The 13,038-nt window shown below is 36.6% G+C and carries 9 protein-coding genes; all 9 read left to right on the top strand.

All coding sequences use genetic code 11. From position 1 onward, the window contains the following. The first annotated feature begins 1,294 nt into the window (after positions 1–1,294). Positions 1,295–1,867, top strand: coding sequence for a recombinase family protein (locus AC4CVF_RS15845; RefSeq protein ID WP_336953445.1), 573 nt, complete (start codon positions 1,295–1,297; stop codon positions 1,865–1,867). Positions 1,868–2,831: 964 nt separating this feature from the next. Further along, a complete protein-coding gene (locus tag AC4CVF_RS15840) occupies positions 2,832–4,421 on the top strand; it encodes a peptide chain release factor 3 (RefSeq protein ID WP_336953444.1) in 1,590 nt (529 codons plus the stop codon). 140 nt (positions 4,422–4,561) lie between these two features. Then, positions 4,562–5,329: a hypothetical protein gene (locus AC4CVF_RS15835; RefSeq protein ID WP_336953456.1), complete on the top strand. Its 768-nt coding sequence runs from the start codon at positions 4,562–4,564 to the stop codon at positions 5,327–5,329. A 226-nt stretch (positions 5,330–5,555) separates the two neighbouring features. Further along, a complete protein-coding gene (locus tag AC4CVF_RS15830) occupies positions 5,556–6,530 on the top strand; it encodes an RsiV family protein (protein WP_490789696.1) in 975 nt (324 codons plus the stop codon). Continuing rightward, complete coding sequence (locus AC4CVF_RS15825) at positions 6,530–7,351, top strand: TatD family hydrolase (RefSeq protein ID WP_419329067.1); 822 nt, start codon at positions 6,530–6,532, stop codon at positions 7,349–7,351. Before AC4CVF_RS15830 ends, AC4CVF_RS15825 begins: the two co-directional genes overlap by 1 nt. Before the next feature lie 113 nt (positions 7,352–7,464). Further along, entirely contained in the window at positions 7,465–10,224 is a 2,760-nt protein-coding gene (gene acnA / locus AC4CVF_RS15820) for an aconitate hydratase AcnA (RefSeq protein WP_490789695.1), read from the top strand. A 136-nt stretch (positions 10,225–10,360) separates the two neighbouring features. Then, positions 10,361–11,122, top strand: coding sequence for a tRNA threonylcarbamoyladenosine dehydratase (locus AC4CVF_RS15815; RefSeq protein WP_490789694.1), 762 nt, complete (start codon positions 10,361–10,363; stop codon positions 11,120–11,122). Between the two features lie 99 nt (positions 11,123–11,221). Beyond that, positions 11,222–12,331, top strand: a complete 1,110-nt coding sequence (locus tag AC4CVF_RS15810; protein ID WP_419819631.1) for a DUF695 domain-containing protein — start codon at positions 11,222–11,224, stop codon at positions 12,329–12,331. Between the two features lie 65 nt (positions 12,332–12,396). Beyond that, the gene (locus tag AC4CVF_RS15805; RefSeq protein ID WP_490773605.1) at positions 12,397–12,906 is read left to right on the top strand and encodes a hypothetical protein; all 510 of its coding nucleotides are present in this window, start codon (positions 12,397–12,399) and stop codon (positions 12,904–12,906) included. Positions 12,907–13,038 lie beyond the last annotated feature (132 nt).

The raw sequence follows: 13,038 nt of genomic DNA, 5'->3' as shown, positions 1-13,038 counted from the left end.
TCATAGGTGATGGCGAAAGAAGACTAAGAAATAATAACCAGAATATCATCGGTAATGGCATAAAATCCATATGGGTATTGATGCTGAAAACCTGCAAATACTTATTGCTTAGCTTTAGACAAATAATCTTAGTGATTAACAGGCGCTCGGTAATCAACTTGATCCAATTCCATGAGATGATCGAATTGATTCAGACTATATAGATGGAGTTCATGATACATAACACTGTAGACAAGCAATTTTAGATGGCATGCTTCTGCTGTAATTTCACCCAAAAAAATGCCAAGCCTTAGGAAGACTTACATTAAGTGCAATGATCTACTCAAAACAGTCAAATACTTGAATCGAATAATATGGAATATTGTTGGGTACTATTATTTAAATTGGTCGAAACCAAGATGCAATGTATTAAATTATTTCAGCGATAAATTGTCAGCAAAGCATTTTTAAAGTTAGGTCAACGAAGTACATGCTCCTATAACCATACTGAATAAATCTTCTGAATTAAGAATCTCATACCAAATTTTCAATTTATGTCTCAGGGCAACTTTAACTTTTAATTTTTTAATAATAGGATGATAATTAGTGGTGTTTACTTCTTTTTCTATATTTTGCAAAGTTTTAAGTTACTTTAAACTGTTTTAATTTTCTGTTAAGTAATTTTTAATGTTGTTTTTAGTATACTTTATTAAAGTATTTTAAAATTATATTTTAAATAATCGAGTATTTTTGTTCGAGTGTTTAAATAAATCTAATTAAACATTGTGTATTTAAAGATTTTTTTAATTTTGGCGTTGATTTTTAGTCAGTGTTAAAGTGTTTTTTTATTTAAATTATTTATTTTTAATGTGATTTATTTTTATCTTTGCAGTTTTTTTATATTGCTCTGATATTATATTTTTTAAGTTTTACAGTATCTGAGCGTATTTTTGGGTAAAGGTAAAGACATTTCTTTTGTTTTATTTATATGTTTTAAAAAACATTAGATTTAATTCATATATTTAATATATTGCATCTTTAGAGAACTTTAGAATGTCCTTTCTTACGCCTCGTAAATTTTAATTATTCATCATGGTTAAAAATAAGCTAATAATATTATTGACTTATATGTTGTTTTTGTTTTTTTCTTAAGGGTTTTTTTGGTTTTTTTTGGTTTTTTTTTGATTGCTTTTGAAAATAATTTCGTCAGTTTTATACATTGTTTAAAAGAATAGTGTGATTTGTATCATGTTTTTTAAAAAACTTATATGCTAGTTTTATTGCGTTTATTTTTGTTACTTTTTGGTGTATTAATATGCGTACGTATGCCTATGTTAGAATTGAACCCAATGCAGAGTTTGAATCAGGTAAATTTCTTTCATTTTTTAACGAATATGGTTATAAAATCCAAAAAAATCGATTGGTTTTTGAGGAAGTTTCAGTTAATAAGTCAATAATTTTTAGAGATAAATTATTAAATTTGATTGATTATTCCTTAGAGGATGATGATTTGTTGGTAATAAAAAGTATTGATTGTTTAGGTAGCAGCTTTGAAGAAATCTTATCTATAACAGATAAAATTCATCAAAAAAAAATAAGATTAATTTGTTTAGACTACTCAAAAAGTGAGATCAATGGAGACATGAAAATTTTTTTTCTTCATTTCTTAAGGTTATGTTTTGAATTCGAAAAATTATTTAATTTTAATACTGAAAAACAAAATAAAATCGTTAAAAAAGTTGGAAGACCAGAAATTTTGACAAATGATCAAAAAAAACAAGTGCTTGAGCTATTTAAAAGAGGTGAGAGCGTTTATTCCCTTGCTAAACGGTTTACAGTGACTCGCACAGTTATACAAAGGATTTTAGATAAAGCAGCAAAAAAATAAATTTATTAAAAATATAGCCTTAATTATACCCGGTTTAAAAATAACGGGCTAATTAAATTTATGTTATTTAAAAATTTAAGCTCGTTATTCTATAATTTATAAACTTAATTTAAAAAGTATTTTCAGTAAAATAATATGATTTACAAAAAAGCAGAGTGATGGAGAGGAACTTATAATGATACAAACTAAAATGGATTCAGTGAACAAAGATTTTTTTTGGGAAAAATTCAAATTTTTGATTCACTATTGGCGCTTTACTTATTAGGAATGAGATGATGTGACATGTAACTAAAAAGTAGCTATAAATTATTGCTCTACTATTTTGTAGTGGGTTAGCTTATGCAAATGATAATAATAGCGTTAAGAATCACTTTGATTTTGGTATCTATTCCTATGAGGAAAACTTTAAAATTCTGGATATAAACGATTGGAAAAAAGTATTGTGGCCAATTATTTTGGTCGCAATATTGGAAAATAATATTTTTCTGCAGATCTTATTGGATAAATTCAAGAGAGTGAAAACGAGTCGCAGATTTTTGTCTGCTTGCCTATAGGTTGGGCTTATGTCATTGACTTTGCGCTGTTACATGTTACTTAGTTAGATCGCTTAAAGGGCTAATCCGAAAAGTAAGATGCTAACTGATTTAAATCAATTCCCATCTGAGATTTTTGCTAAAGAATATAGTCTTAATTGATTTATAAGGCTACTTTGTTTTATCTTCAGACTAATCACGAAATAGTTAGTATAAATGACGTGCTGTATTGCTTTTAGGTCTGTATGTCTAATTCCATTTCAGAATTTTTTTCAGAAATATGCTCCATCAAAGTGCTTAATGATATAGCAACAACCGTTAAAAACGACGCTAAATCTGATACAATATCGCCAATTTTTGAATTCCCATTTTCCAGTTCAAGTACATATTTATAAATGTGTACATAACTGTGTACATATTGTAGATTTTTTATGTTTAAAGATGAATTAGCAGCGCAAGTCGCTCAGCGACGTACCTTCGCTATTATTTCCCACCCCGATGCTGGTAAAACCACAATGACAGAAAAACTGTTGTTGTGGGGTAAAGCAATCCAAGTTGCAGGTATGGTTAAAAGTCGAAAGTCTGACCGTTCTGCGACATCTGACTGGATGGAAATGGAAAAAGAGCGTGGTATTTCGATTACCACCTCAGTCATGCAGTTCCCTTATAAAAATCATGTCATCAATTTACTTGATACTCCAGGGCATGAAGATTTCTCTGAAGATACCTATCGTACTTTAACTGCCGTTGACTCAGCGTTGATGGTGATTGATGGTGCAAAAGGGGTCGAGGAAAGGACCATCAAATTGATGGAAGTGTGTCGTATGCGCGATACCCCGATCATTTCTTTCGTCAACAAAATGGACCGTGAAATCCGTGAGCCATTAGAATTGCTTGATGAAATTGAAAGCGTGCTTAAAATCCGTTGTGTGCCGATTACTTGGCCATTGGGTATGGGGCGTGACTTCGCTGGTGTATATAACATCATTGAAAATAAGCTTTATGTATATAAAGCAGGTTTTGGTTCGACTATTACAGATATTGAAATCCGTGATGGATATGACTATCCAGACATTCGTGAAAAAGTCGGTGATCTGGCCTTTGCTTCATTTGAAGAGTCTTTAGAACTGGTGCAAATGGCGAATGATCCACTTGATCCAGCGGAGTTTTTAGCAGGGCGTCAAACCCCAGTACTGTTCGGTACCGCTTTGGGTAACTTTGCGGTTGACCATGTATTAAATGCATTTATTCAGTGGGCACCACAACCGAAAGCGCATCCAACACATGAACGTACTGTTGAAGCAACGGAAGAAGGCTTCAGTGGATTTGTATTTAAAATCCAAGCCAATATGGACCCAAAACACCGTGACCGTATTGCCTTCATGCGTATCTGTTCAGGTAAGTATGAGAAAGGTTTAAAGATGAATCATGTACGCCTTGGTAAAGATGTACGTATCAGTGATGCATTGACATTCCTTGCGGGTGAACGTGAGCAACTTGAAGAAGCTTGGCCTGGTGATATCATTGGTTTACATAACCACGGTACGATTCAGATTGGTGATACATTCACTTCTGGTGAAAAACTTCATTTTACGGGGATTCCACACTTTGCACCTGAAATGTTCCGCCGTGTACGCTTAAAAGATCCATTGAAATCTAAACAATTGCAAAAGGGTTTAAAAGAGCTTTCAGAAGAAGGTGCAACGCAGGTGTTTATGCCGCAAATCAACAATGACTTGATTGTTGGGGCTGTAGGTGTACTTCAGTTTGATGTAGTGGCATACCGTTTGAAAGAAGAATACAAAGTAGATTGTATTTATGAGCCAGTGAACATCAACACAGTGCGTTGGGTTTCTTGTGATGATGAAAAGAAATTTAATGAATTTAAGAAAAAGGCACATGACCAACTTTCTGTCGATGGTGGTGGGCATTTAACTTATCTCGCACCAAGCCGAGTAAATCTACAATTAATGCAAGAGCGTTATCCAGATATTCAATTCCGTTCTACACGTGAGCATTAAGTTCAGCTAACTTATTGCAAAATGTAAAAACAGCTTCCTTGTGAAGCTGTTTTTGTATCAAAATACAATGCTTTTTGTCCAAAGGGATTTATGCAGTGCAATTTTCAAAAAAAATAATTTCAGTGCTTTGCTTAAGTACAATGGTTTTGGTTGCATGTGATTCTAAAAAAGATCAGGACAAAGATGGTTCTGTATTCCAACCGAAACAAGAAGCCGCTGAAGTCTTACCTTATTTAAATATTCAAGAAACCAAAGCTGATTATGCCTTACCGTTTTGTGAAAAAAATAATTGCATTGAAATCGATATTCAAACCATTAAGACTCAAGACAATTGGTTAAATCAGTGGATTGCAAATAGTCAGTCCAACGTGATTCAGGCACAGATTGATTTAAAACAGAACATGACCTTACAACAGGCCATTAATGCTTTTGTCAAAAAATCAGATACTTGGCAAGAAGAATTCCCGAAAAATAAAGCGTTTGAACTGCATATGCAAACGCGTATGGCTTCACAACGTAATCAGTATGTTTTGTTGCAAGTTTCAGTCAATAGTTTACAAGCAGATGTCAGTATCAAAGAACGACAATACTTTTTTGTTGCTGACCGGAAATTGAAGAAAAGCTTAAGTATTTTAGATGTGATTGATGCCAAACATCAGAACCAACTGAATACTTGGGTCCAAGAAAAATATGCAGAATGGTTGGAAAAGCAAAATAGCGATGTGAAAAAGAATGCGCCTAAAAAGTTATATTGGGGACAAGCCGATTGGTTCTTTGATGGTGAAGGTGTTGGATTGCATTATCGCGCCAATGAAATTGTCGAAGATGGTACCCAGCTGGATATTTATTTGAGCAAAGAACAGACGCAAAAAATACTTAAGCCTGAAGTGTATCAACATATGTTCTAAGGTGTATCTTGATCATTCTGCCAATTTTAGCGGGATTTTAAAGCAGAGCGGTTAAGATTAATTGGTCCTTGTTGAATTGACTCAGCGATCAATAAACTTGAGCCACTTATTGCATAACGCTTCAATTTTCATACAAATTTTGATTGAGGATTTGTATAGAGAAGAATAGGCTAATGAATATAGAGATTAAAAAATCTTGGCTTGATTCATTGGATAGGTTTGTGAAATGTTAAATCAAAAAAGTATTTTAGCGCTTTCAATTCTGGTGATCACTTTAGGGTTAACTGCATGTCAAAAATCTGACTCGAAAAAAGCAGAGCCAAAAGTTGATCAAAGTGCTGCATCTCAAGTGCCTGATACTTCAATGTTATTACAGGGCGATACAGAAAAAGTAAAATTGACATTACCTGAGTGTAATGGCAATACATGCCCTGAGTTTTCTATAGAAAGACTAAAAAGTAATCAGGCTTTTGTTGATGAAACGATTGATCAAGCGATTTTAGATAATCTGGATAAAATGCTGGATATCGCGCAATTGAGTAAAGCGAAAAAAGACGCAGATCAGCAACAAACGGCTTCACAAGCTTCAGCAAGTGAAGTGCAAGTCAATAAAACCCCTGTTCAGCAATTGCAAGAGCGTGTACAACCTTATGCAAATTCATTCCTTGAGATGGATAAAGAGCTTAAAACATTAGGGGCAAGTGGCCAGATCACGATTAGTTTAAGTCCTAAAATTTTAAACTCAGATAAACCTTTAGCGACGGTGGTATTAAATACCAGTAGTTATTTAGGCGGCGCACATGGGGCATCTGCGCAAACCTATTTTAACTTTGATTTGGTGAGTAAAAAACAAGTTGGCTTGGATCAAATCATTGAAGCCAATCAAAAAGCTAAATTTGAAAAATTGGCACATGATGCATTTAAAACTTGGGTTATCGATTCAAAACTTGCTGAAAGCGTCAATGAATATGAACAGGCGTGGAAGTTTACATTATCAGACAATTTCTATTTGGGTAAACAAGGTCTGATTTTACAATATGGTGAATATGATATCGGGCCTTATGTTGTTGGCTTACCGCGCTTGATGATTCCTTACGATCAGTTAAAAGGCGTGTTGAAAAGTCAATATTTCCCAGCGGAGATGCAAGTTGATCAGCCAAGCAGTTCTGCACCTGTTGCAAGTGGGAAAGCGAAATCCTAATGCCTTGGCCTTTGTTTGATACACATACACATTTTGATGTTCCTGATTTTGATCTGGATCGAGAACAATTGGCCTATCAAGCAAAAAAGGTAGGTGTAGAACATTTGATTTTGATTGGTTTTTTATATGAACGCTTTCAAGATTTGATTGACACTCAACAATTTTTAAATCAGTTAAATAATGCACCCCGAAGCCATCTTGCACCGGGGTTGCATCCCTTTTATATCGAACAACACCGCCTAGAGCATTTAAATGCTTTGGAAAATATACTGAAAACTGAAGCTTGTATTGCGGTTGGTGAAATAGGCTTGGACACGTTTCTTAAACAGCATAAACAAGCTGAAATTTTTCAAAAACAACAAGATTTTTTTTCAGCCCAAATTGAACTCGCCCAGCAATACGATAAGCCAATTCTTCTACATATTCGTAAGTCACATGCTGAAGTTCTTGCAATGTTGAAACAGCACCAGTTTAAACATGGTGGTATTGCACATGCTTTTAGTGGGGGGGTAGAAGAGGCGAAAGCCTTTATTAAATTAGGCTTTAAACTCGGTATCACAGGGCAAATTACCAATCCAAATGCGAAAAAACTGCATACAGTTGTACAAGCGGTTGGTGCGGAACATTTAGTACTAGAAACCGATTGTCCAGATATGACACCGTTGTGTTGCCAGACATCTGACCAGCAGCATACCCGTAATACGCCGGTGAATTTGCCTTTTGTCTTGACGGGTTTAGCTGAAAGCTTGGCAATTGAACGAACAACACTTGCAGGTGTATTGTGGAAAAACTCACATGAATGCTTACATTTACCGATGTAAATTTGAATAAAAATAACCAATCAACAACACCTAAAATAATTATTTGTCTTAGATTTAAAGAAGTACTCCAAGTAGCCAATAAGAAAGTCAACGCCAAGCTGGAGGTTTAACCAATGGCAAAATATGGTCATATCAATAGTTTAAATTCTTTGCAAAACTTAACTGTAGGGAATACAAATTATAAAATTTTTAGTTTAAATCAGGTTCAAGCGAGTTTAGGTGATATTTCAAAATTGCCTAAATCACTCAAAGTACTGCTGGAAAACTTACTCAGATTTGAAGATGATGTAACAGTGAGGCAAAGCGATATTCGAGCGATTGTCGATTGGCAGAACAATAAAACTTCAGATCAAGAAATCCAGTATCGCCCTGCACGAGTATTGATGCAAGATTTTACTGGTGTACCTGCTGTTGTAGATTTGGCTGCGATGCGTGCAGCTGTACAAAAAGCCAATAAAGATCCCAATTTAATTAATCCTTTATCTCCAGTAGATTTGGTCATTGATCACTCTGTGATGGTGGATCATTTTGGGACAGATCATGCGTTCGAAGAAAATGTTGAAATTGAGATGCAACGCAATGGAGAACGTTATCAATTCCTCCGTTGGGGGCAGTCTTCATTTAATAATTTTAGTGTGGTACCACCTGGAACAGGGATTTGTCACCAAGTCAATTTAGAATACCTAGCTCAAGCAGTGTGGCTGGATGAAAGTGAGGGTGAGGTATTTGCATTTCCCGATACCTTAGTTGGTACAGATTCACACACCACGATGATTAATGGCTTAGGTGTATTGGGTTGGGGCGTGGGGGGGATTGAAGCCGAAGCGGCCATGCTTGGACAGCCGATTTCAATGCTGATTCCTGAAGTGATTGGTTTTAAATTGACAGGAAAATTGCGTGAAGGAATTACCGCAACGGATTTAGTTTTAACTATTACTCAGATGCTACGTAAAAAAGGCGTGGTGGGTAAATTTGTTGAATTTTATGGTGATGGGCTCGCATTTCTACCGCTTGCAGACCGTGCAACCATTGCCAATATGGCGCCCGAATATGGTGCAACATGTGGCTTTTTTCCGATTGATGAAATCACTCTAGGGTATATGCGTTTAACGGGTCGTAAAGAAGACCGTATTGCATTGGTTGAGGCTTATTGTAAAGAACAAGGCTTATGGCGTCATACTGGGGATGAACCTGTATTTACCGATGTGCTTGCATTGGATATGGGAACCGTTGTAGCAAGTGTTGCTGGCCCGAAACGTCCGCAAGATCGAGTGGCATTGCCTGATATCCCACAAACTTTTAGTGACTTAATGGCGCTGGATCTTAAGCCAGCTAAAGGTGAGGAAAAAGAACGTTTAGCCAATGAGGGTGGGGCCGGTAACGCCATTGATTCAAAACAATCTGCATTACAAAATGAAGAACCACATTGTGTGATTGACGGTAAACGCTACCCATTGACGGATGGGGATGTGGTGATTTCTGCGATTACCTCATGTACCAATACTTCTAATCCAAGTGTGATGTTGGCTGCGGGTTTGTTGGCAAAAAAAGCCATCGAAAAAGGCATTCAACGTAAGCCATGGGTGAAAAGCTCTCTAGCACCAGGCTCTAAAGTCGTAACCGATTATTTAGAAGCGGCAGGTTTGATGTCTTATTTAGACCAGTTGGGCTATAACCTGGTTGGTTATGGTTGTACCACATGTATTGGTAATTCAGGGCCATTACCCCAACCGATTGAAGATGCTATTCAGTGCCACGACCTGAATGTTGCATCGGTACTTTCAGGCAACCGAAACTTTGAAGGGCGGGTACATCCTTTGGTAAAAACCAATTGGCTAGCATCACCGCCTTTAGTGGTTGCATTTGGCTTATTGGGCACCATTCGTAGTGACATTACCAGCACAGCATTGGGGCATGATCAGCAAGGACAACCAGTATATTTAAAAGATATTTGGCCGAGTCAAATCGAGATTGATGAGGTGCTGCAAAAAGTCAATACAGCGATGTTCCATAAAGAATATGCGGCAGTTTTTGATGGTGATGAAAAATGGCAAGCAATTCGAATCCCTGACTCTGAAACCTATGAATGGGATGAAAACTCAACGTATATTCGTCATCCTCCATTCTTTGAAGGCATTGATCAACCCGCGAAACCAATTAAAGATATTCTCAATGCAAATATCTTGGCCGTTCTTGGCGACTCAGTCACAACAGATCATATTTCTCCTGCGGGGAATATCAAGAAAGACAGTACAGCAGGTCGTTATCTAGAAGCGCAGGGTGTCGATCAAAAGGACTTTAACTCTTATGGATCTCGTCGTGGCAATCATGAAGTGATGATGCGAGGAACCTTTGCCAACATTCGTATCAAGAATGAAATGCTCAATGGTGAAGAGGGCGGCAATACCCTCTATATCCCGACAGATGAGAAGTTAGCCATTTACGATGCTGCGATGAAGTATCAGCAAGATGGTACGCCGTTGGTCATCATTGCAGGTAAGGAATATGGTACAGGCTCATCACGTGACTGGGCGGCGAAAGGCACCAATCTTTTAGGAGTAAAAGCGGTAATTACTGAAAGTTTTGAACGAATCCATCGTTCAAATCTGGTTGGTATGGGGGTTTTACCGTTGCAATTTGTGGATGGTCAAACTCGTCAATCACTCAACTTAACTGGGCGTGAGCAACTGTCGATTTATGGACTTTCTGATGACATACAACCACATGAAAGTTTAGATGTGGAGGTTAAACGTGTTGATGGTTCAATAGATCGTTTCAAAGTGTTATGCCGTATTGATACTTTGAATGAAGTGGAATATTTTAAAGCAGGTGGTATCTTGCATTATGTGCTGCGTAATTTAATCGCTTCATAGCCTAATCAATAAATCACGATTTATTTCAGTTCTCCAAGCCCTGTATAGAATGCAGGGCTTTTTTTATTGAGTTGAAGCAAGACACGCTGTTTATAAATGAGTAAAATAACGAGGTATTTTTGAGTTGATATTAGACATGACTGAACTTTTCCAAAATGATGAATATGAGCGCCGTTTTGCAGGTGTAGCCAAAATTTATGGAGAAGAGACATTCAATCACTATGAAAAAAGTCATGTCATGGTGATCGGTATTGGTGGGGTCGGCTCATGGGCGGTCGAAGCCTTAGCACGTACAGGGGTTGGCGAGTTAACACTGGTCGATATGGATTCAGTGGCTGCTTCAAATATCAACCGACAGCTGCCTGCAATGACCTCTACTTTAGGTCATGAGAAAATTGAAGTCATGGCGGAACGTTGTCGTTCAATTAATCCTCGGATCAAGATCAATTTGATTGATGATTATCTCAGCCCTGACAATGTGAAAGAAATTTTAGAAAATGTTCCTGATATTATTTTAGATTGCATCGATGACGTTAAGGCAAAATTTGCACTCATGCTACATTGCCGTTTTAATAAAATTCCTTTGATTGTTTCGGGTGGGGCCGGTGGTAAGCTAGATCCTCTAAAAATTCGTGTTGCTGATTTATCTAAAACAGAACAAGATCCGATGCTTGCTAAATTGCGGAGTCAGTTGCGCGCCAAAGGCATTTGTAAGAAACCAAAAGAAAAATTTGGTATTACTTGTGTTTATTCAATTGATAATCCTTTTTCCAGTGCTGATGTGTCTGCGAGTGCAGGCTTGCGCTGTGGTGGATATGGCTCGGCTGTGGTGGTGACTTCTAGTTTTGCGATGGTCGCCGTTGCAGAAGTGTTGAAAAAGTTAGATCGGATCAAATAAGCGCTTGGTATTTTTAAGTAAAAGTTTAGGTTCATTTAAAAATCATAAAAATTCAGTTAAATTAATCTGAAATAAACGCAATAACAGAGAACAATCAAAATGAGTTTTTTCAAAAAGTTATTTGGAAAGAAACAACAACAAATACAAATCAATCGAAACCGCTATGCTGAATTTTGGCAATGGTTTGAACAGCATCAAGAGGATTTTCACCGTATTGTGGATGAGTTAAATCAAGATACGATTCAGGCGGATTTCTTTGATAAATTATCGCCTGAATTGGCCAAAGTTCATGGTGGAATTTTTTTCCTTACCGGGATGCTTGATTCACAAACAGCTGAATTAATTTTAACGCCAGATGGTGTTGTGGCAAACATTGTATTTGTAGAGGAATTGGTGGCAGTAGCCCCTGAAATTCCCGGCTGGAAATTTACCGCACTTAAACCCGCAAGTGATATTCAGCAAACCAGTATTGGTATGCATGGTCATGAGTTTAGTCAAAAAACGCTATCGTTTTATTTAAAAGACCATGAAGAATATCCAGATGAAATTGATCTCGTGGTTGTGCATGATCAATATAATGAAGCTCAAAAAGCTGAATTCTTACAAGCAGTTTATATCTTTTTGGATAATTATTTGGGCGAATATGATTCGATTACAAAACTAGATCAAGTTTCGCTGCAATTCAGACAAGATGCTGAAAAAGAATTAATGCCTATCGATCGTTTAAAGAATATTTTAATTTTAAAGAACGGTGAAATTTCTCGCTTAGACAAAATAACTCGTTCAAGTACTGATGAAGATGAATATATCAGTTTGGAGGGGGAGACCAATGAAAGTTTGCCCTTGGTGGCGATCTTAAATAGTACCCTTTTAACATGGGATCAAAAGGCTTCTCACCCTTGGATGATGCTGGTTGAAATACCTTATGCTGGTCAGAACTCCAGTGGTATGCCATCTGCTACAGATTATGAGTTGCTTAACACGATTGAAGAAGAATTATTAAATGAGCTAAAAGATTTTGAAGGGTATTTAAATATTGGACGCGAAACGGGTAATAACTTAAGAACTATGTATTTTGCTTGTAAAGAGTTTAGAAAACCCGCCAAAGTTATAGATCAGGTGGTTGAAAAATATCAGAACAATTTTGAAATCGATGTCAGCCTATTTAAAGATAAATATTGGCGTTGTTTAAATAAGTTTGGTTGTTAACTATGCTGAAAAGTCGCTTGAAATGCTCTATAGCATTCAGACCATAAACATGGACAGCTTAGAGAATGAAATGGCTTTTTAATCGACCTATCCTCGATCTTAAAATAACCCTATTGGCGATCTTGTTGATTGGCGGGATTGCATATTACCTTTATTCAACGGTTCGTCATTTTCAGGCGGTCAACCAATTGGATGAAGCTAAAACAATAATGCGTGATATACAGAACTTGCTGGGCTGGTCAATCCTTCAACCTCAAGCAAATGCAATTCAAGTCTGTAATTTGCAAAATATCCAACAGATCAGCAAACAGGAAGAGTTTCAAAAGATCAAGCAACTGTTGGGCTGGGAGGTCAATATTCAACAACACAGCAAATATGTTGAAAGTATAAACGTGTATGCAGCACCTGATTTACACGGCTGTATTATACGTGCTCATTTTCGAAAAGACGCCTTTGTGAGTGATGATCTTGCTGGCAAATATATTACTTACCAATATGATTTTAAAAAAAGCACCACAACATGCGTCACCAATATAAAAAAGTATGCTTTGGTGAAATCTTGCACGCGTTTGTAAAAAACATACTTTATCTGTTCCGCTCAATCAGTCCTGCAAATAAATAAACTCATGCTGTTGGGGCACTTTGCCCGTTTGTTTTGCGATAAAACCATCATAAAGATTGAGTAAAACAACAGCGCAAATAATACA

The sequence above is a fragment of the Acinetobacter sp. LipI_19 genome (genome assembly GCF_058242925.1).
Note: the sequence above shows the minus strand (reverse complement) of the source record. Positions and strands in the feature narration are given on the sequence as shown.